The following is a 23,860-nucleotide window of genomic DNA, read 5'->3' as shown; positions in this document are numbered from 1 at the left end:
TATAATAGAGATAAACATGCCGAATTGAGGAAGAGAGGTCATTCTATGTTAGGCGGCAGACTGAAGAGCCTGAGAGGAAAACGGACACAGGAAGAAGTTGCAAAGCAGATCGGTGTATCGCGGGCCCGCTACTCCCATTACGAAAACGGAAGAAGCGAGCCGGACTATGAAACATTAAAAAAACTCGCCGATTACTATAAAGTGACGATTGACTATCTGTTGACAGGAACGGAAAAGAAAAAAACGATTGAAGACGAAATCGCAGATCCGGATCTGCAAATTGCATACCGAGACATGCAGGAATTTTCCCCCGAAAGCAGACAGCAGGCCATCGAGTTCATTCAATACTTAAAAGAAAAAGAGAAAAAACGAAAGCCCGGAGATAAACAAAACGGATAAAAAAGGAATTTCTATTAAACGTTACCTGGTGAGCGCCGATTTAATAGTTAAGACGATAAAAAAGGGAAAGATTTGCTAAAGAGGCTGCTCATCGTATATGATAGATCTGCATGAAAACATGACAGCCCCTTTGACGGGCTTTTCTTTCCCGCTAAAAACAGAACATTTGTTCGAAAGGGTGTCTCGTATTGAAGTTTTACTTATCTCACCTAGAAGAATACGTCAAAAATATGTATCAAAAGTTTGGTTTTTTTGAACCCCACCACATTGATATGAATCGCATAGCCGCTCATTTTAACATTTGGATTCACTATGAAAATGTCAACAGCATGATGATTAAGCATGACGGCATGTACAGCATCATTCTCAACAGCAGCCTTTCAAAGGAAAAGCAGTGGGAGGATTTTGCCCATGAGTTATGCCACGTATTAAAGCACGCGGGAAACCAGCTTTATATGAATCAGATGTTCAGGGAGCTGCAGGAATTCCAGGCCAATCAATTTATGTACCATTTTTGCGTCCCTACTTTTATGCTTTTAAAAATGGATTTTCCCCAGCTGCGATGCCAAGCCGCTAAAATGATCGCCGACCTCTTTAAAGTCACGGAATCGTTCGCTGTCAAACGGATCGAGCTCTTTGAAAAACGGCAAGCCGGGATCCAGTTTCATGAGGCATGGATGGCGAGCCTTTCCCAAGAGAGCGAATCAGCGAATGCTGCTCGCCTTAAAGAAGAAGACGAACTTGCACGCTACCGCCGGGAAACCCGCCGCCCGTACACAACGGCAAACGGCGTCGGCAAAATGGTCGCGGCAGAAAGCCGGCCGGCGTATATGCTGAGAAAATAAAAAACAGCCGGCTCAGCTCCCGGCTGCACTCGGCCCATATGCGATGCGGGCTCCTGCCTTCAAAGCTTTGACATAGCGGGAAAACACCTCATTTTGAGACGTTCGCCTGCCCTTTAATGTGAATTGCTCAAACATCGCCTTCCGCTGGGCAGTGCTGATTTCAAATTGCACGCTTAACCCTGTTTGGCAGCGATTGTTGATGCTTGCAGGGTTTGTACCTGAAAGATATCCCCTTTCAGCCGCCAGCTCCGCAGAAAATCCGTGCTTCTCCAATGTCTCCGCAAACAACAAGGCGCGCCTTCGATCTGTCCCCCCGATGAGCGTATGCCGGCGGGAAGGCTCGTCATATCCGTGGAACGCCAGTATGTATCGATGTCCTGCAGCCATTCGCACGGCAAGCGGGCAGTCAAAATGGGCGCTTGTCACATGAAGACTCTTATTGCCGCGCCTTTTCAATCCTTCCAATAAATAAACCGAAGAACCCGCTGCAAAAGCCCTGACAATTTCACTGATGCCCGGTTCAATCCCGCCCCCGTGGGGAGCCATCACAAGCAGTGCGCTCCCTGCATCCCGCGCAGCCACCGAATAATCGGTTCCTTCTATTTCATTTTCTGCCATCTCTGTAAAGCTGCCGTATTGGTCAGTTAAAGCCTGCTTCATCTCTTGATTTTTTGCACCTGCCTGTCCTGTTTTTATGTAGTGTACCGGGAGTCGCAGCGGTTGTAAATATGTTCCCTCTAGGAAAATAAAAATCTCTTTATGAGATTTAAAAGATTAAAGCAATTGAACCAAAATCGAAAATCACCTAAGGCACGAAAATAATTCTTCTAGTAAACACGTCGGTTTTAGAACAAGCAAATACGAAATATGATTAACAAAGTAAGGTTGCCGGCTGGCAGCCTTTTTTATTTGGGATCCTATCCTCTTTGCAACCCTAATGAAAACGCTCCAAATATGATATATGGTAATTAATTAGGTCTCGAAAAATCCATAAGGAATTTTTCAGAACGCTCTCTCCACTCCCCCCTTCCACACAAACTTTAACCCCAAAATCTCATTAATAACTCACAACCGGATATTTTTCTGATATCATGAATATACACTGCATGATTAGGAATGAATGTTTAATGATTAAAAAAACTCTCGGTACCATGCTCGCAGTGACTCTGATCTTTCTGTTGATCCTCACTGTGTTTACGCTCTTATTCGGGTCTTATTATTTCGGCGTCGCCGGTTTTTTCGCGATTTTCGGCGTGACATACGAATCGCCCTGGTCGCTCTTCTGGTATATCCTTTTATCCTTTGGCCTCGGCGCGCTGTTTGAAATCCCGGAAAAGATTTTGAGCTTTATGATCGGTCATAAAGCCGTGACCTTTATGATCGAATGTTTTTTTACGTGGCTTGCCATCCATCTCGCTGATGAATTGATGGACAGCATCACCATCCCGCTGGATGTGGAAATCATCGCCTGTCTGTTTTTATTCGTCATTCAGCTGGCATTTGAAGACAACAAAGAAAGAAACCGGACATACGAGGATTGAGAAACATTCGCGAAGGGAGAATAGAACTGTGACGTTTATCATTTTAATGGCCGGATTGTTTCTTTTTATTCAACTCAAAAAACCGTTCCGCAAGAAAATCTTCGGCTACGTTTTTTTGGCCGTTTATTTAACGGTGCTCGCACTCTATACCATCAATTCCACTTTTGTTCACCTCATATCTGACAGCCTTTTGTCGATCTTGGCAGTGATCGCTGTGGCGCCGCTGCTTGCCGGCTTTCTGAAGCCTTCAGCGGATTCCCGGTGAACCGAATATGGACAAATCGTCCTTTTTCTAAAATAGGCCTTCAAAAAAGGTCTTTTTTTTCGTTAAAATTATATAGACCGATCAGTATAAAATCATAAGGGAATGATAGGATGGCAGAAAAAATGAGCAGCCGCGACAAAATATTGCGGGCAGCTTCACGATTGTTCCGCAAACAAGGCTACCATGCCACAGGTCTGAGCCAAATCACAGCCGAAAGCGGAGCGCCGCGGGGATCGCTTTATTATTATTTTCCCGGCGGCAAAGAAGAACTGGCGCAAGAGGCGATTCAATTAACCGGGAAAAGAATCAAAGCGTATATATTGTCAGCGATCAGCCGAGAAGCTGATCCTGTCAAGGCGTTTCAATCTTATATCCAGATGATGGCTGACGGAATCGAGGAATACATCATGGAAGAAAACGATGATATTCCGATCGTATCCGTCGCCTCAGAAACGTGGTCGTTCAGCGAAAGGCTCCGCCAAACTTGTGAACAGGTTTATCAAGACTGGCAGCTTGTCTATCAGGATAAACTGCTCCAGTCAGGCTACGCGCCGGAAACGGCCGAGACGCTGAGCGTCGCGATACAGGCGATGATTGAGGGTGCGTATGTGCTCTCAGTGACGAAAAAAAACGGTCGGCCCCTCAGTGCAGCCGCCGAACAAATTCCTTTTTTACTAAAACGATCATAAAGGGTGGGAAATGCAAATGGAACATGCTAAAAAAGGCTCCTTCATGATTATCGCCATTTTAATCGTCGGAAATTTTCTCGCTCTGATTAATGAGACGGTCATGAATGTGGCTTTGCCGAAGATCATCGACGATTTCGTCATTTCAGCGAACACGGCCCAGTGGCTGTCAACCGGATATATGCTCATGATCGGCATCGCCGTGCCGATTACTGCGTTTTTAATGCAGCGCTTTACGACAAGGCAGTTGTTTCTGTCTGCGATGACATTATTTACGGCGGGAACCTTTCTGGCCGGAATCGCTCCGGTCTTCCCGCTCGTTCTCGCCGGACGGATCATCCAAGGCTCAGGTACAGGTTTGATACTGCCGCTTGTGATGAATGTGATATTGACTTTGATTCCGCCGCAAAAACGCGGAACGATGACCGGAATCCTAACGCTCGTTATTTTATTTGCCCCGGCGATCGGTCCGGTCATCTCAGGCTATATTGTCGAGCATTATTCATGGCGCGTTGTTTTCTTCATGATGCTGCCAGTATCGGTTTTCATGATTTTTTATGCGGCGTTCCGCCTGAAAAATGTAACCGAACTGACGTATCCGAAAATTGACATATTATCTATTCTTTTATCGACTGTCGGGTTTGGCGGAATCGTTTTCGGCTTCAGCAACGCCGGGGAAGCTGCGGGCTGGAGCAGTCCGAAAGTGATCATCGGACTGGCAGCCGGTGTCATCGGATTAATATTGTTCGTCATGCGCCAGCTCAAATTGAAAGTGCCGATGCTTGATATGAGGCCGTTTCAGTCAAAAATATTTTCCGTCTCGGTTATCCTGATGTGGATCGTGATGATGCTACAGTTTTCGATGATGCTGATTTTGCCGCTTTACTTCCAGATGGCGCTTGAGCTGTCACCGCTTTATACAGGCATTCTTATGCTGCCGGGCGGCCTTGTCCTGGCGATGACATCTCTTGTTGCAGGACGCCTGTTTGATAAGCTTGGCTTTAAACCGCTGTTGATCACCGGGTTGATCATTGTGATTGCCGTCCTTTCGCTGTTTACGAATATTTCAAGCGATACGCCGATGGCGGCGGGAATGATGCTGTACGCCGGCTTCACACTCGGCGTCGGGTTAACGATGGCTCCGATCATGACGCTCGGTTTAAACCAGGTGCCCAAACCGCTGTACCCGCATGGCTCGGCGATTATGAATACGGTCAATCAAGTGTCAGGGGCCATCGGTCCGGCATTGTACACGACAATTCTGACGACCGTTTCGAATCGCTTTATCGCGCATTCTTCAGGAGCCAGCCGTCAGGAGCTGCACATGCAAGGTATGACAGAAGGCGTTCATATGGTTTATTTCGTAGCCATCGTCTTTGCAGCAGCTGCTCTTGTGATTTCGGTTTTTGTGAAAAGCAGTCGCGGGGAACATCATCCAGCATAAACATCGATCCATCAAAAAAATGCAGGAGGCATGAAGCGCCTCCTGCATTTTTTGATATTAGTTTAAAATTTTGACCTTTACGGTTTTGACGCCCCAATTGAAAGCGTCTTTTTTATCTGGAATAAATACGTCTATTTTATGGCCTTTAATGGCGCCTCCGGTGTCTTCAGCCGTCGCTTCGCCGTAGCCTTCCACATATACTTTCGTACCGAGCGGAATCACGCTTGGATCAACCGCGATGACTTTTGCATCACGGTTCGCATTCAGGTCGACTCCCGTTTTTGTGATGCCTGAAATGCCCCCGTCATTTGCCGTATACGCAGTTGCTGTCACTGTGATTTCCTTTTGCACGTTGACAGGCTGATCGTTTTGTTTTTGCGCGGACTCTTGTTTCACAGGCGCTGCAGCAGCAGCCTCTCCTGCTTCTCCATTTATCGCAATCGTTTGCCCTGCAATAATCAGGTCCGACTTCAGATTGTTCCGTTTTTGAAGATCGCTTACAGTTACACCGAACTCTTTTGCGATTTTTGAGAGCGTGTCCCCTAGCTGAACGGTGTACTGCTTTTCTTCAGATTTTTCTTCTTGAGAAGAAATGTTCAGCTTTTGACCCGGTAAAATCAGATCTGATGAAAGCTGATTCCATTTTTTTAAGTCCTTGAGGTTCATTCCGTAGTTTTGAGAAATCCCCCAGAGCGTGTCTCCTTTTTGAACTTCGATTTCTTTTGCTGAGGCAGTCGCTCCGAATGCAGTCGCCGACATAGCTGCGGCTGCAGCCAAGGACATGATTGTCTTCTTCATAAGTTAAATCCTCCCTTGTTAGCCCTTTTGAAACTAACAGGGAAAATCGTAACACAGCAAAATGTCACCGCTATGACAGATTGATGCGAATTTCGTTACAGTTTTTTTACTGATAAAGTTTGATTTTATGTAAAATTCTGATTTTCAACAACATGATTCCTTTATGTTTCAGACGTCCTCTTTCCTGCTCTTGACGCTGGTTCAAGCTGGAATTCTTTTTCAGTATAAGATGTTTTTTCAACATGAAGCTTTTGTGTTTATGAGAAGAGAAATTCGGGAAAACGAATCAATAGACGTAATTTATTTTCCTAAACATATAACCCCAGTCGCTTTTATGTCGTCATATATTAGAAAACAGCGGAGGAAAATTTTTCTCGCAAATCTCTTGTAATCCATCTGTAATTATTGTAACATTTGTAACATAAGAGATATATTTAAGGAGAGAGGAACATGAAAAAGTTAATCGTTTGTTTATTAGCTGTTTTACTCATCTTACCTGCCGGAGCATCTCTCGCAGCGAAAAACCAAACATCAGGGAATTTAACAAATAAACAAGTCATGCAAATGACTTTGCAGGCACGGGAGCACTTTTGGAATACGATGAGCGGCCACAATCCAAAAGCGAAAAACTCAACTTGCCAAACCAAAACATTTGAATACCGCGGTCTTCCATATACGTATATGTGCAGTGAATTCAGCACAAAAGCAAAGTTAACAGATTACTTGGCACCGGTTTTCACAAAAGACGCCATTAAAAAAGGATTTGAAAAATACAACATTATGTCTTATAAAGGAAAAATGGCCGTTCCTGTCGGCGATGGGGACAACCTCTTAGGATGGGACAAAGCAACAATCAAACTGATTTCTCAAAAAAACAATACCCGCACCTATGAATTTTCCGTACCGGCATTGGATGGATCAGTGACTGCGAAAAGAAAGATCACGTTTGTGAAAGAAGACAACAAATGGAAAATCAATCAGCTCGATGCTGCCATCTAAACGAAAAAAGCTAATGTCTAAAAACGGACATTAGCTTTTTTCCGTCAAACGGTCAGCTCAACGATGTTACCGTCAGGATCCAGGATGACGCTTTCATAATACCCGTCACCCGTGACGCGCGGCTTTCCGGCAACCTGGTATCCTTCCTTTTCAAAGCGGCTCGTCATCTCGTCAACCTCTTGCCGCGACCCTAAGGAAAACGCCATATGTGCATAGCCGGAAGCGTTTTCCTCTCCTTTTGCAAGGTCGGGACGTCTCATCAGCTCAAGCCGTGTTCCCGATTCAAACTGAATGAAATAGGATTCGAAATGCTTTTTCGGATTGACGTATTTTTCATTCGCCTTTCCGTGAAAAAACCGGGTATAAAAGTCTTTCATTTCCTCTAAATTGTTCGTCCATATAGCGATGTGTTCGATTTTCATAAAATCTCCCTCCCATTTCATCATACCATATAGACCCTCTGCCTTTTTTTACACCTTTTTAAATTGATAAGTATTCATAAAAATCCCGATGCAGATCATGAAGGCGCCGATCAGGATGCTGATTGTGACCGGTTCATGCAGCTGCAGCCAGCCGAATAAAAGGCCTAATACGGGAACAAACATTAAAGCCATCGATGCTTTTGACGCTTCGATTTGATTCAGGATCCAAAACCAAATGACGAACGTCAAAGCCGTAGAGAATAAACCGTTAAATAAAAGAGATAAGATCGCTTCATTTGACCAGTGAATCGGCCGGGACGGTTCCAGTATAAAAGAGAAGATCAATAACATCACCGCCCCTGTGAGAAGCTGCCATGCATTCATATGAATCATATCTGTATCTTTAAATTTCAGTTTGCTGTATACATTGGCGATGCCCCAGCTGAGCGCTGCGATTAAAACACAAAGCTCTCCAAATATGACATTTTGATCAACATGCAGAATCCCTCCTCCTAATATAAACAAAAGACCGATCAACCCGGAAAATAAACCGAGCATTTTATACACATTGATTTTCTCGTTTAATTTAAAATGACTGATGACAGTGACAAAAATCGGCATGGTATACACCAATACAGACGTTTTTCCCGAATCGACAAACTGCATGCCGTAAGTTAACACCCCCATATAACCTAAACCCATCAATAAACTCATCACCAGATAATGCTTGATATTCTCCTTTCCTATTGAACGCTTCCTTCCTTTGATCAAGAGAATTACAAACAAAGGAACGGCTCCAATGAACAGCCGCAGTGCCGAAAATAAAACAGGGGGAATGTCAGTGATTGCGATTTTCATCGTCACCCAGGTATACCCCCAAATAAGTGTTACAGAGATGATCCCCAACAGTACTTTAAACATAAACCGTCACCTTTCTTCTTTGTTTCATGTACAGCATATGCTATATTGGATGATAACTGAAATACATTTTTATTATCGGAGGTATAACCATTTGGTTATGAACATGAACAGCCTTCACATCTTTGTGAAAGTCGCGGAGACACTAAATATGACAGAAGCCGCCAACGAGCTGTATATTTCACAGCCGGCCGTGAGCAAAGCCATAAAAACCATGGAAACGTCGCTCGGGGTCAAATTGTTGATTCGGGATAAACAGAACAAGTTAAAGCTTACTGACGCGGGAATGGAAATCGCCGTACTGGCCAGACAGATGATTGTGATTGAAAACAAAATATACCAAGTGGCCGATCAAGAAAATCATCTACTCAGGGGGAAAGTCAAAGTTGGCTCGTTCCCCGCCGTCTCAGCGAATATTTTGCCGCAGGCTATCGCCTCCTTCAGGTCAAAGTATCCGCTCGTACAAATCGAGCTGGTCGAAGGAACCTCCGACCAAATCAAGCAATGGGTCGAAACACGCCTGGTTGATTTAGGCATCGTCGCCTCTCCCTTTGACGGTTTCGAAAGTCAAGTATTGTTTCAAGACCGGATGGCGGCCGTCATCCCTGAGCAATATCATCACTTAAAAGACGCACCTTTCATTGATCTGAAAAAACATCAAAATGAATTGATCTTTTGCAAGGGCGGGCACGAAGTCGCGGTATCTCAAATCTTTCAAAAACACCGCCTCGAATTAAAAGAAAATCTGACTGTGCAAAACGCGGAAACATTGGTCAATATGGTCAATAACAACTTGGGGATCGGCTTGATTTCTAACTTTTCGCTTTCCTCCGTATCCCATCGGTTGATCAAAAAAGACATCTCTCCTCAAATTATCCGCGAGGTCGGCATGATTACACCCTCATTTGAAGAAGCAACACCGGCGGCTGCCGAGTTTATGAAAATGATCATCGAGTCGGAAACGGTTCGATCATTTTCGTAAACAGAAAACGCCTCAGCACCGATCAAAGGGCTGAGGCGTTTTTTAAAAAATGCTCATCAATCATGGAAATTCGTTCCGTCCGTCGTTTCTTTAACAATTCCGGCGCGGATGACGAAATCTCCGAAATGTTCTCCTTCATTGCGTTCTTTCGCATAGCGCGGAAGAATGTCGCGAAGTTCTTTTAAAATTTCTTCTTCACCGATGTTTTCCCGGTACATTTTACTTAGACGGCTGCCGTCAAAAGCGGCGCCGAGGTACATGTTGTACTTGCCAGGGGCTTTTCCGATGAAGCCGATTTCGCCGAGCGCATGGCGGGCGCAGCCGTTCGGGCATCCCGTCATGCGGATGGTAATCTCTTCATTCTTCAAGCCGTTTTCTTCAATGATTTCATCAATTTTGTCAATCAGCTTTGGCAAATATCGTTCCGCTTCGGCCATCGCCAATCCGCACGTCGGCAGTGCGACGCATGCGATCGAGCTGCGGCGGAGCGCTGTATAATGCCTGCCGTCAGTCAAACCAAACTGTTCGATCAGTTCGCTGATCTTTTTCTTCTTTTGGCTTGTGACATTGGCAATGATCAAGTTTTGATTGGCTGTGAGGCGGATATCGCCGGTATGAACTTTGGCGATCTCCCTTAAGCCGGTCATCAGCTTGTAATCATCATAGTCAGTGACGCGGCCGCCCTCAACAAACATTGTAAAGTGCCATCTTCCGTTTACACCCTTTACCCAGCCGTAGCGGTCGCCGTTATGCTCGAAATGATACGGCTTTGCTTCAGCGAGGCTCCAGCCGAGGCGGTTTTCCAGCTCGTTTTTGACCGTTTCCAAGCCGAGGCGGTCAATTGTGTACTTGAAGCGGGCATTTTTGCGAACCGAGCGGTTTCCGTAGTCCCGCTGAATCGTAATCGTTTTTTCGGCGACATCATATAACTGATCAGGCTTACAGAAGCCAATGACTTTGGCAAGCTGCGGATACGTTGCTTTGTCCCCGTGGGTCATGCCCATACCGCCGCCGATCGCGACGTTGAAGCCGATGAGTTTGTCATCCTCCACAATCGCGATAAACCCAAGATCCTGGGAAAATACGTCGATATCATTTGACGGCGGAACGGCGATGCCGATTTTGAATTTCCGCGGCAGATACAGCGGTCCGTACATCGGTTCGACTTCTTCCGCATCAGGCGTGCCGGCCACTTTTTCTTCATCAAGCCAGATTTCATGATACGCACGTGTGCGCGGCAGGAGGTCATCACTCAGCTTTTTCGACCATTCATACACTTCTCTGTGGATTTCTGATTGATACGGATTGGAAGCGCACATGACGTTCCGGTTAACATCCCCGCATGCTGCAATCGTATCCAGCATGGCTGAATGGATCGATTGAATCGTTTTTTTCATGTTCCATTTTAAAATGCCGTGCATTTGGAAGGTTTCCCGGGTTGTCAGCTTCAATGTGCCATTTCCGTATTTCCGGGCAAGCTCATCCATGACAAGCCACTGCTCAGGCGTTGCGACACCGCCCGGCATCCGGACGCGCAGCATGAACTGATACGCCGGCTCAAGCTTTTGCTTTTGACGCTCATTGCGGAGATCGCGGTCATCCTGCAAATAGCTGCCATGATGCTTCATCAGACGGTTGTCGTCATCGGAAATTCCGGCTGAAAGCGGCTCAAGCATCGATTCCTTCAGGGTGCCGCGCAAATAGTTGCTTTCTTTCTTAATGCGTTCTACATCACTCGGCGGGCCTTCAGGCGCTTTTAATATTTCGTTCCCCATGTTGAAAAAGTCCCCTTTCAATCAAAATCAGTATACATCGCGCTGATAACGTTTTTGCTTTTTCATTTCTGCCAGATAGGCTTCAGCTTCCTCGCGGCTTTTGCCGCCTTCTTTTTCGATAATTTCAAGCAATGCGTTCTGAACATCTTTGGCCATGTTGTTCTTGTCGCCGCAAACGTAGAAAGCCGCTCCTTCTTCAAGCCACTCAAACAGTTCTTTGCTGTGCTCAAGCATGCGGTGCTGTACATATACTTTTTCTTCCGTATCCCGCGAGAACGCGACATCCATTTTTGTCAGCACGCCGTCACTCAGCCACTTTTGCCATTCTGTCTGATATAAGAAATCGGTGACGAAGTGCTGGTCGCCGAAGAACATCCACGATTTCCCCGGTGCTCCGGTTTCTTCGCGCTCCTGCATAAATGACCTAAACGGCGCAACACCTGTGCCCGGACCGACCATGATAATCGGAGCCTCCGGATTTTCCGGCAGCTTAAAGTTTTTATTCGGCTGAATAAAAACAGGCAGCGTGTCGCCAGGCTGAAGGCGTTCAGCACATAAAACCGAGCAGACCCCTTTTCGGTCTCTGCCGTGCGTATTGTAGCGGACAGCGCCGATCGTCAAATGCACCTCATCCGGATTTGCAGCGAAGCTTGATGCGATCGAATAAAGACGCGGCGGAATTTTTCGAAGAATCGAAACAAAATCCTGCGGAGCTGCTGCGATCGGACCGAAATCCTGAACGAAATCAATCAGGTCGCGGCCTGCGATATATGCTTTTAATTGATCCGCGTTTTCCTGAGCGGCAAGCTCGCGCAGCTTTTCATTTGCAATGAGTTCTGCCGCCTGCTGAATAAATTTTTTTGTCAGCACCGTAATTTCATAGTAAGAAGTCAACGCTTCTTTCAGGGAAAGGTTTTCCCCTTGATCAACCGTGACGGTAGCATTCGGATCCCATTTCAGCTCGGCCAGCAGCATGTCGACGAGTTCCGGGTCATTTTCCGGAAAAATGCCGAGCGCATCGCCAGGTTCATAAGTCAGGCCTGAGCCTTCGAGCGATAATTCAAGGTGGCGCGTTTCTTTATTTGATCCGCGGCCGTTTAAATTCAAATTTTCCAGCACTTCCGCTCTGAACGGATTTTTTCTCGAATATACCGTTTCTCCTCCTGCTGCTTGCGGTGCTGCCGTTTGAGCAGGTGCTGAGCTTGCGCCCTGTTCCTGTCCTTCGTTTAAGCTTGAGATGACACCCTCAAGCCATGCTGCAGCCGGTTCATCATAATCGAGATCGCAATCGACGCGCGGATGGAGCCTTGTGCCCCCCAGCTCACCAAGCCGCTGATCAAACTCTTTTCCGGTCTGGCAGAAAAATTCATACGACGTGTCGCCAAGAGCCAGCACAGAATAACGGAAATCATCGAGCTTCGGAGCCCGTCTGCCATGGAGAAATTCATGGAATGACAGCGCGTTGTCCGGCGGATCCCCTTCTCCGTGCGTGCTGACGACGATGAGAAGGTTTTTTAATTTTTTCAATTGGTTCGGCTTAAAATCGCTCATTGCAGAGACGGTGACTTGAAAGCCCCGTTCTGTAAGCGTCTTAGCCGCGTTTTCAGCAAGTCCCTGTGCATTTCCTGTCTGCGACCCGAATAAAATGGTCACTTCTTTGGAAACAGGCTGGGCCGGACTTGCAGCCGGAGCTTCCGCCGGCAATGTTTCAAGCGCCGCCGCGGCATCGGCGGTTTGCACAGCCGCCAGATAACCGCTCAGCCAGGCTTTTTGTGATGCCGTCAAAGTTGGCAGAAGGCGGTTGAGGAGCTCTGCCTGCTCCTGGTTAAAAGGACTGTTCATTACCTGAAGTTGCAACGATATCCACCTCACTAAGGAATAAAAAAATTATGACTTGTTTGAAACGGAAAAGGATTACATTCATCATATAACCACTATTCCTATAAATCAAATCGGTTTTATTGACGCAAAACATCTGTCGATCACGGCTTTGCTGCAAAGAAATATTGTAAGCGCTCACTCACCACAACCCCTTTGCCGCTCGGCGTCAGCCTGCTTCAAACCAAACATTCCTAAAAAAGATTCTAATTTAAAGTTTACTGGAATACTCAACATTAGTAAAATATATATTAATTATCACAGCTATTAAAATTTTTAATAAAGGAGAGATTCGTGTGCATTATGATGCGCTGAAGACATTCGTTACCCTTGCAGAAGTCAAAAATTTCACAAAAACGGCCGAGCTTCTTCTCATGTCACAGCCGAGCGTGAGCATGCACATTAAAAATCTTGAAAAAGAGTTCCAGACGAAATTATTTGAACGCTCTCCGAAATATTTGAAAATCACGCCGACCGGTGAAATTTTATACGACCGCGCCAAACAAATGATCACCATATATGAACAAACGCGGCAAGACATTCTCGATCACCACAACTCGATCAAAGGCGAGCTGAAAATCGGTGCAAGCTTCACAATCGGCGAATACATTTTGCCATCGCTCTTGTTCGACCTTCAAAAAGAATATCCTGAGCTCGAACTCAAGGCGGTCATTGGAAACACGGAAGAAATCGTGCAGTCCGTCCGCCTGTACAAAGTGGACATCGGCTTGATCGAAGGCCAGACAAATGAAAAAGAGCTTTCTGTCCACGCCTTTATGCAGGACGAATTGTTTATCACCGCTTCAAGTAATCACCCGCTTGCCGCCAAACAGGACGTGACAATGGCCGATCTGCAAAATCAAACATGGGTAACACGCGAAGTCGGCTCAGGTACACGCGAATACTTAAACCATGTCATCCGTTCAAACGGTTTGAAAGTCAAGTCGTTTCTGACGATCAGCAGCAACCAGGGGATCAAAGAAACGCTCATGACAGGCATCGGCCTGTCACTCCTGTCTGAAAGCGTCATTGAAAGAGACGTGCAGCATGGAAACCTTTCCGTGATCCGGCTGAAAAATCAAACCTTTACCAGGACGCTTTCATATATATATTCACCCGTCATGCAAGACAAAAAAAATGTAAAAACCTTTATTAACGCTTTGAACCAAAGAACAGCTTCGGAATGATGATCCGTTCTTCCTGCCCGCTTCACGAAATGTTTGTTTTCGTTTGTCCAATGTGTGAATCATCACTGGAAACGATTGACTGCCGGCTGGAGATGCCATATCCTGGAACTATCACATAGGAAAAGAGATGATGGTTATGAAGTGGTTAAGTAAAAGTTTAGTTGCTTCATCATTACTGGCAGGTATGCTTGCTGTTTCGGGAAGTCCCATGCATGTACAAGCCCAGGAACTCTCTAAAACTGAAAGTCTCTCTTCTCACGCATCTGCACAAGGAATCTTCGCCCCTCAGGCGATCGTCATCAACAGGCCGATGAAAGTCGGACAGGAAGATCAATACGTCGGCATTTCAAACGTGTCCTACAGCGGCAGCGCCATTACCGTCAGCGTCACCTCGGACCGCGTGTACGTAAAAGCCGTCAGCCCAGGCAAAGCGACATTTTCGTATCTCAATTCATTGGGACAGCTGGTCATCAACAATATTACGGTCACCCGATAACACTTAAATCCGCGGGAGAAATCTGCTTCCCGCGGATGTTTGATCAGCTCCAACATTCACCGCGTCTATATAAAAACACCAATCACATAGAATTGGTGTTTTTGCTATCAACGTATTTGATGATCTTTGCCGGATTTCCGCCGACGATGGCATTGTCCGGGACATCTTTTGTCACGACGGCTCCGGAAGCTATCACTGCATTGTCGCCGACCTTGACGCCGGGATTGATGACCGCTCTGCCGCCAATCCAGACGTTACGTCCGATGATGACAGGTATCCCGTACTCCGCACCGCTTATCCTTTCGAACGGATCAAGCGGATGGGTCGCCGTATAAATATGAACGCCCGGTCCGAGCATACAATGATCGCCTATCCGGATTTCGCATACATCGAGGAAAACACAGTCAAAATTGGCGAAGAAATTTTCCCCGACATGTATATTAAAACCGTAATCACAGCGAAACACCGGTTCGATGTGGAGCGTTTCCCCTGTTGAACCAAACAGCTCTTTGATCAGCTTGGTCCTTTTATTGTCGTCGATTTCGTTCGAATGGTTGAATTCATTCGTAATGTTGCGCGCCTTGAGTCTGTCATGGCACAGCACCGGATCAGAAGCAAGATAAAGCTCTCCGTCCAGCATTTTTTGCTTTTCTGTTTTCATTGGTTTTTTAGTCTCCTTAACTGCATTTTGATATTGGCTACATCAATTGCAACACGAGATTGAACACTTTTACAATAAAATAGACATTGATGAGCAGCAAAAGCAAGATAACAGCCTTCCGCTTCTCATGTTTAATTTCATAAACGAATTTCCACATAAAAAAGATTGCTAAAAATACGATTAAAATACTATCAACACTTTTAAGTATCAGATCCATCCAATTCTGCTCCCTTTTGACTTCTATATAAGACAATATTTTCATAACGCGCGGCGTACTGCAAGACTCTTTCCCAGTTCTCAAAAAAAAAATCGAAAAACTGTTGACGAACCCATCTAATCTGCATATAATAGAACTTGTCAGCAAAACAAATACCCAGTGTTACATATCATGATTCCGTAGCTCAGCTGGGAGAGCGCTACCTTGACAGGGTAGAGGTCGCTGGTTCGAGCCCAGTCGGAATCATACCGAATCGAAACGGCAGGAAAACGTTGATTTTCAACGGAGTTCCTGCCGTTTTTGCGTCCGCTGACTTAGCGGTGACTTTGTCTGCAAAAAGATCAGGTAAACGCGTTAAGAAAGAGCGTACTTTACGGAAAACAACGACTAATCTCGATGTTCTATTCGTACAGTTCCGCGCAATAAAGAAATCGGAAGGACGGGCGGATTCCACAATCGGTCAGTACGAGGACAATTACGGATTCTTCCTCGAATTTTTAGATCGTAAGGGGATAGCGCGGTAAATAAACGAAATTAATCGAGATGTAATTCGGAAGTATATTGTCTACATGCAGGACGAGTAGGTAAAATTCGAGGCTCATGCGTTAAAAAAAGACGAGTATATGACGAAGGGGTTGGCGCCTTCAACGATTAACACCCGTCTTAAAACATTGCGAGTGTTGTTTAAAACGTTATACGACGAAGGATTAATCGAAAATAATCCGATGCAAGGGATAAAGAACGTCAGGGAGCCTGAGGAAGAGATCGTTATTTTAGACGAAGACGAGTTGCGCTTACTATTTGCAGCCCCTAATCAACGTGAGTATGCCAACTTTAGAGACTACGTCCTTATGAACGTTTTATTAGACGGAATGATGCGTATCTCTGAGGCGTTAGGAATGCGCGAGGAAGACTTCGATTTTAAAGGGTGCGCACTACACATGCCGGCTACTGTCGCCAAAAATAGAAAAGCACGTACGGCAAAATTAATAAACGAATTAATCACGGAGAATAAAGCCGATTTTGACACCGATTATATATTCCTCGCAAACTATGATGAGAGATTGACGCGGGATCACTTTCGAAAGAGACTCGTCGAATACGCAAAAGAAGTCGGTAAAAAGAAACGAGTTCACCCACATCTGTTTCGCCATACGGCCGCAACTATGTATCTAGAAGCCGGAGGAGACTTACGCCACCTTCAAATGTTATTAGGCCACAGTGATTTAAGAATGGTAATGCGCTATACCCATTTATCGGGGAACTCCCTCGTGTCACAACATGCGAAGTATTCGGCTATAAATTCAGTTCGCAAAAAATTAAATAGGCAGAGAAAAATTAAACGTAAGAATTAAGGCTCGCATCTGTCGGGCTTTTTTCTATTAAATGTCCTCTAACGCCACCCACACGATCTCCCTAAACGGCACCTCTACACCATCAATCCGCAATGCCCCACCGACCGGATCAACGGAATCAATCACGCCATTCACCCATTCCGCTACCCAATTCCGCCAGTAACGGATCTCGCAAGCCTGACCGGTCCTGTACGCGTATTGAATTTTCGATTCAAAGTCCCACCAATGTTCCCGGATCAATCGCTGGCTTCCGCTCATATGCGTGATCAATCTCGGATTTAAGGCGCCTAAGCTGCGCAATGTGCTCCGGCAAGAATATTGACGTCCATTTCATCGTTCCTCTATCGCGTAATGTCATACGATCGTCCTCCTTCGGTTATATGATGAAAGTATAACTCGAACAAATGTTCGGAATCAATCTATTCCGCCTGGAGGAACGTTTCGAACTCCGCCAATATCCCAACGTTTTTAACGCGATTTTCACGGGCTTTTACCGTCCATGCTGCTTGTCGGAAGCTAGCGTATAGGTAGTCGTCGAAGCGTCTAATTTTCTGCTGTTTTCGTTTGAGAATCGCTGCATGCCACGCTTCAACGAATGGCTGCGGATGTTCTTCGAGTATTAGCGTCGGATCTACGCTTGCCTTAGCCCGCAATAAGATTCCGTAGTATTTATAAATTTCGTCCGCTTCAAAGTAGCGCGCCATTGCGGATTAGATTTCGCTTGGTAACGCGTTTTTAAGACCGCAGGCCGGCACTGTATCTATTACGTGATTTTTTGAAAGATTAATAGAATGCGATGGTTCATTCGTAGTTTTAGGCCGCTTCATCCGTTGGCTTTTCGGCATCCCCACGCGTGGTCATTGTCGACTGGTCAACCGGAAGAATGACGATAATATTTGCGCCGTGGCCGCCGTTTATTTTCCGGGTTGTTGCGACCTTCTGGATGATCGAAAGTGATGCGAGTTTGTTGACGGCACGACGCGCCGTCTTGAGGGACTTTCCGATCAGGTCCGCGAGTGTCTCCGCTTTGAGATGCGCTGCGCCGGCGAACTTGACCGCATAACGAGCGATCGTCTTCAGCGTCAGCCGGTCCGTGTCGTTTAATTCGTATGTATTGCGCTTGATGTGTTCGTAGACTGCCGTGTTGAGTTCGGCCGTCGAGTCGAACGTTTGATGTTCCGCTAAATAATGCATAACGATTCCGCCTTCCGTAATTTACGTTTAACGTAATTATAATTACACTAAACCGGAATTGTCAATTACGGTTTGCGTAATTCTCTTCTTTAGCTTATACTACAGTTATACACCACGAAAGGGTGAGGTGGATGCGTCTTCGTCTTAAAGAGTTGCTTGAGGAGCACGGATACGAACAGAAAGATTTTGCAGAAGAGTTGCAACTATCTACACGGTCAGTTAGCGAATTATGTTCTGGAAAAACAAAGAGATACCCGAAGGAAGCACTAGAAAAGATTATTGACAAGTTCGGCATCACGGACATGAATGAACTATTTGAGATTCGCAACAAGGGGGAAAAGCAATGATTCAAGGAGAATCCGTTTTTAAAGGGGAGAGAGAAGTTAAATATCTTTTTCAAAAGTCGAATACATGTCGAAGTCTGGTCGTAGTCTTCTCGGCATTCGGAGCAGAGGGAAAGCCTCCTGCCTATAACTATCTACGCGCATTAGAAGGATATGATTGCAACAAGCTTTACATATTAGATGACTTCGGATGTAGAGCTAGTTATTATTTGTGCGAAAACAGGGATTTCAGCATAGAAAGATCAGTAATTTCATTAATAAACGAGATAGTCCGCGAAAACGAAATCGACCAAATCATCTCCTGCGGTTCCAGCAAAGGAGGTTATGCAGCTATCTACTACGGGATAAAATATGAATTCAATAGTGTAATCTCCGGATCACCTCAATATCTTTTAGGGGATTATCTTTTCAACAGTAGTTCATTAGAGGATGTTTCGAGGTTTATTTCCGGAGGAAACGGTACTCAAGACAAAAATTTCTTGAACACTATATTACAAGATAGAATTAGAAATTCAAATTCGTCGCCGAAACTTTATCTGCATGTCGGCAAAGGCGAGTACCATTATAACCACCACGTCAAGCCGTTAACTAAAGAATTAAATAAAAAAGGAATGCAGTATGCCTTAGATTTGGGAGACTACAATGAACACGCAGATGTCGCGAAATATTTCCCTGAATATCTAAAACAAATTATTTCAGAAGAAACAGGAGTTCCGTACATAAAACTGCTCAATGAGCCGATATCTATAGTAAAAATTAATGACCAACATGAATTTCAAGCGCAAAGCTCGGACCCGGATTCTGTATTCGCTTGGTATGTGTACAAAGACGGGAAAACAATAGAAAAGCGTATGTACACTCCTTCTAATAAAACAACTATCACTTTTTCTGAATCCGGTAAGTACCAGTTGAAAGTTTTTGTTAAAAATAAGGATGACAGAAAAGTCACGCAAAAAAGCAAGTTGATTAGTGTTAAATAACCCCATCTGATTAAAGATGGGGTTTTGTCCACTCGATAATAGTCGGTTTTCCGCAACGATCGCATTTGAAGTCTTCAGCTTGACTTACTACATATTTTTTCTTATTACAGTGCGGGCAAGTGGCCTGCCGATAATTAAGACCTGACATAAATATACCCACAGATCCAGTCATCATAAAGAAACCCGGGATAATACCCACTATAGTTACGCAAAGAACAAGGCCCATCAAAAACCCGAATATAGCTGCCGGAAAAAAGAAAAGCTTCCTAATCCATCCTGTCTTACTTTTCTTAATTTCTATTTGAATAGTTTGGATATCTGTCACACCTAATCCCCTCCGCCCTTACCGAACTGTTTTTCTGAGTAAAATTATACTTCATCGGAAACAATTTCCGCAAACCAGTTTATGTACAGAGCACCCACGATCTTATACGTAGGCGCCCGCCAGAAGTTCCGTTATCTATTCGCCTTTTGTCCGCGCTTTCTTCGTCACGTCGTTATTTTTCCAGTACGCCCACAGCGAAGTAACGCCCATGAACGCGAGCGAAATAAATTGCTGCACGCCTTCTTCATCGACCGGAATCGGATTAGGTCCGTAAATTCCGTCCTGGCTCAATCCTTATCGAAACGGCAGGAAAACGTTGATTTTCAACGGAGTTCCTGCCGTTTTTGCGTTTGATTTTTTCCATTCTTACCTCTCATACTCTGTATGTCTTCATTCAACAAAAAACAGTCGCTGATCGAAAGAGTTATGGTAAAATATTCTTTGTACAAAGTTCGGGCTCACTCAAGGGAAGTTGGCTCATCCCCTATGAAAGGGGGTGATGCTTATGACAGCATACGAAACAATCTCGTTAATGATTGCTTTCGGCATGTTAATTGCCGTGTTGTCGAAGAAAGAAAAATAGACTTCCCTTGAGCCCTGGTAAAGTTCAAAGGGAAGTCTATATTTAAAATGACTGAGCCAAGCCCTTGTTGGGCCGCTTTGTACACTCGACTCGACTGTTGGCGCAGTCGGGTCTTTTTTATTTTATGCTTTTCTTTTAAAAAAATACACCTGAACGTTTGAGCGATACGTTGATGACGCACCTGTGGTCTTTTTATGATTTTGACAGTCTATCTTCAAATTCATATTACCAATTTCAACCCACTAAATCAACTAATAGTGTCATTCACCTCTCGGGATAAATGAAAATATTCGAGGGTAAACCGTGCTTCTTCTTCCAATGCTTTTGAACAACCACATTATTTTTTCATAATTCACAATATCCAAAATAATCCAAAGTAAGTCGGATTAATCACCTCCAACTCGTTAACATTCAGACGAAAAAATGACTTTTGTTTGATTGTTTTTTAAATATGGATATTTTCTGGGTTTTTCGCTTTATTTCAGGACTACAAAACAAGTCCTTTGTCTGATTGAGAGAGACCGAACCCCTGCTAAAATAAAGTGCGTGTTGTTGGGAAATATTTCTCAAAGGGAGGACCGATTGTTAAAGGACATCGAGATTTGAAAGGAGAACAACTGTGGCTAAGACGATTATTTCTGGTTTTATTTTATTTTTTCTGCTTATTTTCTCGGCAGCTGAGCCAACATCAGCGGCTTTTTGGGATACAAAAGGAGACAACGTTATTCATGATCCTTCCATGATTAAAGAAGGAAATACATGGTATACATTCGGTACTGGTATCGGCAATGGAATCCGCGTCATCAAATCGACAGACGGAAAAACGTGGAGCCCAGCGCCAAGTATTTTTACAACTCCATTATCATGGTGGAAAAAGTACGTGCCAAACCATGAAAAAAACCAATGGGCGCCTGATATCAGCTATTACAATGGTCGCTATTGGCTTTATTATGCGGTATCCGCGTTCGGCTCCAATACTTCGGCGGTCGGACTGGCTTCAACAGACCGGATCTCTTCCGGAAATTGGCGCGACGACGGGCTTGTCACCCGGACGACGACCTCGAACAATTATAATGCGATCGACCCTGAGTTAGTCATTGATAAAGAAGGAAATCCGTGGCTGTCCTTCGGCTCGTTTTGGAGCGGCATCAAGCTGACAAAGCTTGATAAAAAAACGATGAAACCTACAGGGAAGGTTTATTCGATCGCATCAAGGCCGAGCCATGGCGGAGCGGTTGAAGCGCCGTCTATCACATATAAAAACGGCTACTATTATTTATTCGTTTCGTTCGATAAATGCTGTCAAGGTGTGAACAGCACGTATAAAATCGCTTACGGCCGCTCAACAAAAATTACGGGACCTTACTATGACAAAAGCGGCAAGAAAATGACGGAAGGCGGAGGCACCATCCTCGACTCCGGAAACAACCAATGGAAAGGCCCAGGCGGCGCAGATATCGTGAACGGCAACATCATCGTCAGACATGGTTATGATGCGCTTGACAATGGAGCGCCTAAGCTGCTGATTAATGATTTATACTGGGATTCCAAAGGATGGCCGAGGTATTAGTTTTTAAACCGAGCAGATATTTTTCTGCTCGGTTTTTTCTGTTGTTTTAGCAGTCCAGCTTTGTAAGAACTCCATCCAAAAAAATGTTTAATCTTCCATATCTTCAAAGTATCGATCATTTTGATCAACTTTTTTGATAAACCCCTCTATAGAGTCAGCTATTTTTTTATCAAAAAAGAATACCGATGACTTATCGGAATCATTTAAATCAAGCGTTAAATATACACCTTCATTTACCTCATAAAAAACAAGCTTGTCTTCATCTTCATATATACCATCTAAATCAGGGTCAAATTCGTAAATATCTTCCCTTAAAGTGATATCTGCGATAGTAGCGGGATCTAAAAATCTGTTTATTGCACTTTTATTCCCTCTTATAAACCCGTACCCAATTTCTAAATAAAATTCTCTGAGTTCTTTAGGAAATCGAAAACCAAGTCTATCTTCCGCTTTTATTAGATCGTTTTCTTTTAACTCATAAAACTCATGATGACTATTTTTTATAAAATTAAATTTATTCAGCCTCATGAACCTACTTATAGATGGCCTCAGAAATTCAGCCAGGCTGATATCCCCACAACCTCGAACGATTAATTTTCTTCCTGACAAACAACGTTCATACCTTGCTGCTTGATTCCACTATCCGCACCGCTTCTTCCTCTGCGCCATTTTGATAAATAATCAAGCGGGTGACCACACCATCCTCCAAAATAAATTCCACTTCAACAGACAATGACCTGAGGAAAAAGCGCGTTTCCGAAGCTGGAAATAATTCAAAACGGATCTGTCCGGTGATTTGCATATAAAGCCGGTTCTTATCAACTGTCACATCAGCGGCGGTGCCATCCTGAAGTGAATAACTTCCGACATATCTTTTGTAAATGGCCGGATCGATCTCTTTTTTCTTTTTATCGGCAGGGCGATCAGGGATTTTGTAGGCCTTGTCAAACAGGATATTTTCAACGGCTTCAAAGATGGCCTGTTCATATTCATCATCCTGTTCCACATTGCTCAAATAAATGAAGGTTTTTCGTTGATCGATATATCGGATCATTACGGTTGAATAGCCTGGCCAGCCGCCGCTGTGACCGACAATTCGCCCTGTTTCAGGACTGTCCCGAAGCACCCATCCACACCCGTAATCTACAGACTCTCCGTTTTTCAGAGACGCGGGAGTAAAAGCAAGCTCTTTTGAGACTTGATTGATCAAACAATCTGTATATAAGGCCTGGTCAAACAAATATAAGTCATGAATGGTTGAGTTTACGGTTCCGTCCCCCTGAATCCCGTCAAGATAGGAGACATATTTTGTTTCTTCAACATCATCAGGCAGAACGTACTGTTCTGTATGCACGTCATACACATATCCATACGCATAGTTCTCAATGGTTTCAGGTTGAAGCCTTCTGTTATACACCCTTGAGTTCCGCATTTCCACCGGTTCAAAAATACTTTTTTTCATATATTCGGCAAAACTCAGACCGGATGCCTTTTCAATAATAACTGCAAGCAGCACATATCCCGTATTGCTGTACAGCCAACCTTCACCCGGGGCAAAATAGCGTTGCGGCTGATGATTCATCAGCATATCAACGATATCTTGATTAACAGCAATCTTGTTATGATCCCAATGTTGTAAAAACCACTCCATATAATCGGGCAGACCCGACGTATGTGTCAACAAATCGTGAATCGTTATGCCCTGATAAGGAAATCCGGTTATCCACCGTTCTACGGGATCCTCAATATTTAATACCCCTCGCTGTGCTAATTGAAGGATGCCCAAAGCAGTGAACGGCTTGGATAGCGATGCTAATTCAAATAAGGAATCCTCCTGCAATAAACGCTTATCTGCCAAGTTTGCATAACCGAAGGCGCCTTGAAAAAGAATGTCTCCGTCTTCAGCGACTAATACCGCCGCGTTGATCTGCTTTTTTTCATTTAACACACTAAACAGGTTAACAAGTTGTTCTCTTTTTTTCTGTTTCACTTTTCC

30 protein-coding genes and 1 tRNA gene are annotated in these 23,860 nt (G+C 44.6%); 16 read left to right on the top strand and 15 right to left on the bottom strand.

The window, feature by feature from the left end; translation table 11 throughout:
* The first annotated feature begins 45 nt into the window (after positions 1-45).
* Both xre and MHH76_RS07015 read left to right on the top strand, forming a co-directional pair.
* On the top strand, positions 46-399 hold the full coding sequence (xre, locus tag MHH76_RS07020) for an HTH-type transcriptional regulator Xre (RefSeq protein WP_020451005.1): 354 nt from the start codon (positions 46-48) through the stop codon (positions 397-399).
* A gap of 188 nt (positions 400-587) precedes the next feature.
* The gene (locus MHH76_RS07015; RefSeq protein WP_020451004.1) at positions 588-1,244 is read left to right on the top strand and encodes an ImmA/IrrE family metallo-endopeptidase; all 657 of its coding nucleotides are present in this window, start codon (positions 588-590) and stop codon (positions 1,242-1,244) included.
* A 12-nt stretch (positions 1,245-1,256) separates the two neighbouring features.
* Here MHH76_RS07015 and MHH76_RS07010 read toward each other — a convergent pair whose 3' ends face one another.
* Complete coding sequence (locus tag MHH76_RS07010) at positions 1,257-1,904, bottom strand: poly-gamma-glutamate hydrolase family protein (protein WP_023856708.1); 648 nt, start codon at positions 1,902-1,904, stop codon at positions 1,257-1,259.
* A gap of 467 nt (positions 1,905-2,371) precedes the next feature.
* Here MHH76_RS07010 and MHH76_RS07005 point away from each other — a divergent pair, with 467 nt between their 5' ends.
* The 4 genes from MHH76_RS07005 to MHH76_RS06990 all read left to right on the top strand — a co-directional run bounded on the left by MHH76_RS07005 (position 2,372) and on the right by MHH76_RS06990 (position 5,180).
* Positions 2,372-2,785, top strand: a complete 414-nt coding sequence (locus MHH76_RS07005; protein WP_023856707.1) for a regulatory YrvL family protein — start codon at positions 2,372-2,374, stop codon at positions 2,783-2,785.
* Positions 2,786-2,813: 28 nt separating this feature from the next.
* Positions 2,814-3,050 carry a hypothetical protein gene (locus tag MHH76_RS07000; protein WP_020451001.1) on the top strand — a complete coding sequence of 79 codons (237 nt, stop codon included), beginning with the start codon at positions 2,814-2,816 and terminating at the stop codon, positions 3,048-3,050.
* 110 nt (positions 3,051-3,160) lie between these two features.
* The gene (locus MHH76_RS06995; RefSeq protein ID WP_023856706.1) at positions 3,161-3,739 is read left to right on the top strand and encodes a TetR/AcrR family transcriptional regulator; all 579 of its coding nucleotides are present in this window, start codon (positions 3,161-3,163) and stop codon (positions 3,737-3,739) included.
* A 16-nt stretch (positions 3,740-3,755) separates the two neighbouring features.
* Positions 3,756-5,180, top strand: coding sequence for a DHA2 family efflux MFS transporter permease subunit (locus tag MHH76_RS06990; RefSeq protein ID WP_023856705.1), 1,425 nt, complete (start codon positions 3,756-3,758; stop codon positions 5,178-5,180).
* A 57-nt stretch (positions 5,181-5,237) separates the two neighbouring features.
* Here the strand turns inward: MHH76_RS06990 and MHH76_RS06985 are convergent, their stop codons facing one another.
* A complete protein-coding gene (locus MHH76_RS06985; protein ID WP_025811608.1) occupies positions 5,238-5,978 on the bottom strand; it encodes a 3D domain-containing protein in 741 nt (246 codons plus the stop codon).
* 450 nt (positions 5,979-6,428) lie between these two features.
* Here MHH76_RS06985 and MHH76_RS06980 point away from each other — a divergent pair, with 450 nt between their 5' ends.
* Entirely contained in the window at positions 6,429-6,977 is a 549-nt protein-coding gene (locus MHH76_RS06980) for an IseA DL-endopeptidase inhibitor family protein (RefSeq protein ID WP_023856702.1), read from the top strand.
* A 44-nt stretch (positions 6,978-7,021) separates the two neighbouring features.
* Here the strand turns inward: MHH76_RS06980 and MHH76_RS06975 are convergent, their stop codons facing one another.
* Both MHH76_RS06975 and MHH76_RS06970 read right to left on the bottom strand, forming a co-directional pair.
* Positions 7,022-7,399, bottom strand: coding sequence for a VOC family protein (locus MHH76_RS06975; protein WP_023856701.1), 378 nt, complete (start codon positions 7,397-7,399; stop codon positions 7,022-7,024).
* A gap of 48 nt (positions 7,400-7,447) precedes the next feature.
* Complete coding sequence (locus MHH76_RS06970) at positions 7,448-8,320, bottom strand: DMT family transporter (protein WP_023856700.1); 873 nt, start codon at positions 8,318-8,320, stop codon at positions 7,448-7,450.
* A gap of 91 nt (positions 8,321-8,411) precedes the next feature.
* Between MHH76_RS06970 and MHH76_RS06965 the strand changes: the two genes are divergently transcribed.
* A complete protein-coding gene (locus MHH76_RS06965) occupies positions 8,412-9,299 on the top strand; it encodes a LysR family transcriptional regulator (protein WP_023856699.1) in 888 nt (295 codons plus the stop codon).
* Positions 9,300-9,355: 56 nt separating this feature from the next.
* Here MHH76_RS06965 and cysI read toward each other — a convergent pair whose 3' ends face one another.
* Together cysI and MHH76_RS06955 are read right to left on the bottom strand one after the other, a co-directional pair.
* Positions 9,356-11,074, bottom strand: a complete 1,719-nt coding sequence (gene cysI / locus MHH76_RS06960) for an assimilatory sulfite reductase (NADPH) hemoprotein subunit (protein WP_020450993.1) — start codon at positions 11,072-11,074, stop codon at positions 9,356-9,358.
* 27 nt (positions 11,075-11,101) lie between these two features.
* Positions 11,102-12,931, bottom strand: coding sequence for an assimilatory sulfite reductase (NADPH) flavoprotein subunit (locus MHH76_RS06955; RefSeq protein WP_023856698.1), 1,830 nt, complete (start codon positions 12,929-12,931; stop codon positions 11,102-11,104).
* 317 nt (positions 12,932-13,248) lie between these two features.
* Here MHH76_RS06955 and MHH76_RS06950 point away from each other — a divergent pair, with 317 nt between their 5' ends.
* The gene (locus MHH76_RS06950; protein ID WP_020450991.1) at positions 13,249-14,139 is read left to right on the top strand and encodes a LysR family transcriptional regulator; all 891 of its coding nucleotides are present in this window, start codon (positions 13,249-13,251) and stop codon (positions 14,137-14,139) included.
* 136 nt (positions 14,140-14,275) lie between these two features.
* Positions 14,276-14,635 (top strand): hypothetical protein, encoded by a 360-nt coding sequence (locus tag MHH76_RS06945; protein WP_023856697.1) that lies wholly within the window; start codon positions 14,276-14,278, stop codon positions 14,633-14,635.
* An 82-nt stretch (positions 14,636-14,717) separates the two neighbouring features.
* Here MHH76_RS06945 and MHH76_RS06940 read toward each other — a convergent pair whose 3' ends face one another.
* A complete protein-coding gene (locus MHH76_RS06940; protein ID WP_023856696.1) occupies positions 14,718-15,296 on the bottom strand; it encodes a maltose acetyltransferase domain-containing protein in 579 nt (192 codons plus the stop codon).
* Between the two features lie 37 nt (positions 15,297-15,333).
* Complete coding sequence (locus MHH76_RS06935; protein WP_011197793.1) at positions 15,334-15,513, bottom strand: hypothetical protein; 180 nt, start codon at positions 15,511-15,513, stop codon at positions 15,334-15,336.
* A 173-nt stretch (positions 15,514-15,686) separates the two neighbouring features.
* Between MHH76_RS06935 and MHH76_RS06930 the strand changes: the two genes are divergently transcribed.
* Positions 15,687-15,759, top strand: a tRNA-Val gene (locus tag MHH76_RS06930).
* A gap of 377 nt (positions 15,760-16,136) precedes the next feature.
* The gene (locus MHH76_RS06925; protein ID WP_230631843.1) at positions 16,137-16,868 is read left to right on the top strand and encodes a tyrosine-type recombinase/integrase; all 732 of its coding nucleotides are present in this window, start codon (positions 16,137-16,139) and stop codon (positions 16,866-16,868) included.
* Positions 16,869-16,895: 27 nt separating this feature from the next.
* Here the strand turns inward: MHH76_RS06925 and MHH76_RS06920 are convergent, their stop codons facing one another.
* The 3 genes from MHH76_RS06920 to MHH76_RS06910 form a co-directional block, all read right to left on the bottom strand.
* Positions 16,896-17,126, bottom strand: coding sequence for a YolD-like family protein (locus MHH76_RS06920; RefSeq protein WP_240635792.1), 231 nt, complete (start codon positions 17,124-17,126; stop codon positions 16,896-16,898).
* Positions 17,080-17,226 (bottom strand): hypothetical protein, encoded by a 147-nt coding sequence (locus tag MHH76_RS06915; protein WP_240635793.1) that lies wholly within the window; start codon positions 17,224-17,226, stop codon positions 17,080-17,082. Before MHH76_RS06915 ends, MHH76_RS06920 begins: the two co-directional genes overlap by 47 nt.
* A 455-nt stretch (positions 17,227-17,681) precedes the next feature.
* Positions 17,682-18,062 (bottom strand): helix-turn-helix domain-containing protein, encoded by a 381-nt coding sequence (locus MHH76_RS06910; protein WP_230631839.1) that lies wholly within the window; start codon positions 18,060-18,062, stop codon positions 17,682-17,684.
* Between the two features lie 131 nt (positions 18,063-18,193).
* Here MHH76_RS06910 and MHH76_RS06905 point away from each other — a divergent pair, with 131 nt between their 5' ends.
* Both MHH76_RS06905 and MHH76_RS06900 read left to right on the top strand, forming a co-directional pair.
* Positions 18,194-18,409 carry a helix-turn-helix transcriptional regulator gene (locus MHH76_RS06905; protein WP_025811613.1) on the top strand — a complete coding sequence of 72 codons (216 nt, stop codon included), beginning with the start codon at positions 18,194-18,196 and terminating at the stop codon, positions 18,407-18,409.
* Positions 18,406-19,386 (top strand): hypothetical protein, encoded by a 981-nt coding sequence (locus MHH76_RS06900; protein WP_025811614.1) that lies wholly within the window; start codon positions 18,406-18,408, stop codon positions 19,384-19,386. Before MHH76_RS06905 ends, MHH76_RS06900 begins: the two co-directional genes overlap by 4 nt.
* Positions 19,387-19,396: 10 nt before the next feature.
* Here MHH76_RS06900 and MHH76_RS06895 read toward each other — a convergent pair whose 3' ends face one another.
* Both MHH76_RS06895 and MHH76_RS06890 read right to left on the bottom strand, forming a co-directional pair.
* Positions 19,397-19,711, bottom strand: a complete 315-nt coding sequence (locus tag MHH76_RS06895) for a hypothetical protein (protein WP_025811615.1) — start codon at positions 19,709-19,711, stop codon at positions 19,397-19,399.
* Positions 19,712-19,846: 135 nt separating this feature from the next.
* Entirely contained in the window at positions 19,847-20,002 is a 156-nt protein-coding gene (locus MHH76_RS06890) for a phage holin (protein WP_025811616.1), read from the bottom strand.
* A 208-nt stretch (positions 20,003-20,210) separates the two neighbouring features.
* Here MHH76_RS06890 and MHH76_RS06885 point away from each other — a divergent pair, with 208 nt between their 5' ends.
* A complete protein-coding gene (locus MHH76_RS06885; protein ID WP_033155145.1) occupies positions 20,211-20,294 on the top strand; it encodes a putative holin-like toxin in 84 nt (27 codons plus the stop codon).
* A 631-nt stretch (positions 20,295-20,925) separates the two neighbouring features.
* The gene (locus tag MHH76_RS06880; protein ID WP_039072711.1) at positions 20,926-21,864 is read left to right on the top strand and encodes a glycoside hydrolase family 43 protein; all 939 of its coding nucleotides are present in this window, start codon (positions 20,926-20,928) and stop codon (positions 21,862-21,864) included.
* An 87-nt stretch (positions 21,865-21,951) separates the two neighbouring features.
* On the opposite strand, the gene MHH76_RS06875 is transcribed toward MHH76_RS06880, so the two are convergent.
* Both MHH76_RS06875 and MHH76_RS06870 read right to left on the bottom strand, forming a co-directional pair.
* Positions 21,952-22,386 carry an SMI1/KNR4 family protein gene (locus MHH76_RS06875; RefSeq protein WP_023856688.1) on the bottom strand — a complete coding sequence of 145 codons (435 nt, stop codon included), beginning with the start codon at positions 22,384-22,386 and terminating at the stop codon, positions 21,952-21,954.
* 94 nt (positions 22,387-22,480) lie between these two features.
* Positions 22,481-23,854, bottom strand: a complete 1,374-nt coding sequence (locus MHH76_RS06870; protein WP_023856687.1) for a serine hydrolase — start codon at positions 23,852-23,854, stop codon at positions 22,481-22,483.
* Between the last annotated feature and the right edge of the window lie 6 nt (positions 23,855-23,860).

The organism is Bacillus sp. FSL L8-0193 (assembly GCF_037976065.1).
GTDB lineage: Bacteria > Bacillota > Bacilli > Bacillales > Bacillaceae > Bacillus > Bacillus paralicheniformis.
Note: the sequence above shows the minus strand (reverse complement) of the source record. Positions and strands in the feature narration are given on the sequence as shown.

What these genes read in the sequence shown, in the direction of transcription:
- MHH76_RS06985 (WP_025811608.1), bottom strand. Translation starts at nt 5,978, where the DNA reads ATGAAGAAGACAATCATGTCCTTGGCTGCAGCCGCAGCTATGTCGGCG.
- MHH76_RS06975 (WP_023856701.1), bottom strand. Translation starts at nt 7,399, where the DNA reads ATGAAAATCGAACACATCGCTATATGGACGAACAATTTAGAGGAAATG.
- MHH76_RS06995 (WP_023856706.1), top strand. Translation starts at nt 3,161, where the DNA reads ATGGCAGAAAAAATGAGCAGCCGCGACAAAATATTGCGGGCAGCTTCA.
- MHH76_RS06905 (WP_025811613.1), top strand. Translation starts at nt 18,194, where the DNA reads ATGCGTCTTCGTCTTAAAGAGTTGCTTGAGGAGCACGGATACGAACAG.
- MHH76_RS07005 (WP_023856707.1), top strand. Translation starts at nt 2,372, where the DNA reads ATGATTAAAAAAACTCTCGGTACCATGCTCGCAGTGACTCTGATCTTT.
- xre (WP_020451005.1), top strand. Translation starts at nt 46, where the DNA reads ATGTTAGGCGGCAGACTGAAGAGCCTGAGAGGAAAACGGACACAGGAA.
- MHH76_RS06900 (WP_025811614.1), top strand. Translation starts at nt 18,406, where the DNA reads ATGATTCAAGGAGAATCCGTTTTTAAAGGGGAGAGAGAAGTTAAATAT.
- MHH76_RS06990 (WP_023856705.1), top strand. Translation starts at nt 3,756, where the DNA reads ATGGAACATGCTAAAAAAGGCTCCTTCATGATTATCGCCATTTTAATC.
- MHH76_RS06910 (WP_230631839.1), bottom strand. Translation starts at nt 18,062, where the DNA reads ATGCATTATTTAGCGGAACATCAAACGTTCGACTCGACGGCCGAACTC.
- MHH76_RS06925 (WP_230631843.1), top strand. Translation starts at nt 16,137, where the DNA reads ATGACGAAGGGGTTGGCGCCTTCAACGATTAACACCCGTCTTAAAACA.
- MHH76_RS06945 (WP_023856697.1), top strand. Translation starts at nt 14,276, where the DNA reads ATGAAGTGGTTAAGTAAAAGTTTAGTTGCTTCATCATTACTGGCAGGT.
- MHH76_RS06920 (WP_240635792.1), bottom strand. Translation starts at nt 17,126, where the DNA reads ATGAGCGGAAGCCAGCGATTGATCCGGGAACATTGGTGGGACTTTGAA.
- cysI (WP_020450993.1), bottom strand. Translation starts at nt 11,074, where the DNA reads ATGGGGAACGAAATATTAAAAGCGCCTGAAGGCCCGCCGAGTGATGTA.
- MHH76_RS06915 (WP_240635793.1), bottom strand. Translation starts at nt 17,226, where the DNA reads ATGACATTACGCGATAGAGGAACGATGAAATGGACGTCAATATTCTTG.
- MHH76_RS06970 (WP_023856700.1), bottom strand. Translation starts at nt 8,320, where the DNA reads ATGTTTAAAGTACTGTTGGGGATCATCTCTGTAACACTTATTTGGGGG.
- MHH76_RS06980 (WP_023856702.1), top strand. Translation starts at nt 6,429, where the DNA reads ATGAAAAAGTTAATCGTTTGTTTATTAGCTGTTTTACTCATCTTACCT.
- MHH76_RS06885 (WP_033155145.1), top strand. Translation starts at nt 20,211, where the DNA reads ATGCTTATGACAGCATACGAAACAATCTCGTTAATGATTGCTTTCGGC.
- MHH76_RS07010 (WP_023856708.1), bottom strand. Translation starts at nt 1,904, where the DNA reads ATGAAGCAGGCTTTAACTGACCAATACGGCAGCTTTACAGAGATGGCA.
- MHH76_RS06935 (WP_011197793.1), bottom strand. Translation starts at nt 15,513, where the DNA reads ATGGATCTGATACTTAAAAGTGTTGATAGTATTTTAATCGTATTTTTA.
- MHH76_RS06940 (WP_023856696.1), bottom strand. Translation starts at nt 15,296, where the DNA reads ATGAAAACAGAAAAGCAAAAAATGCTGGACGGAGAGCTTTATCTTGCT.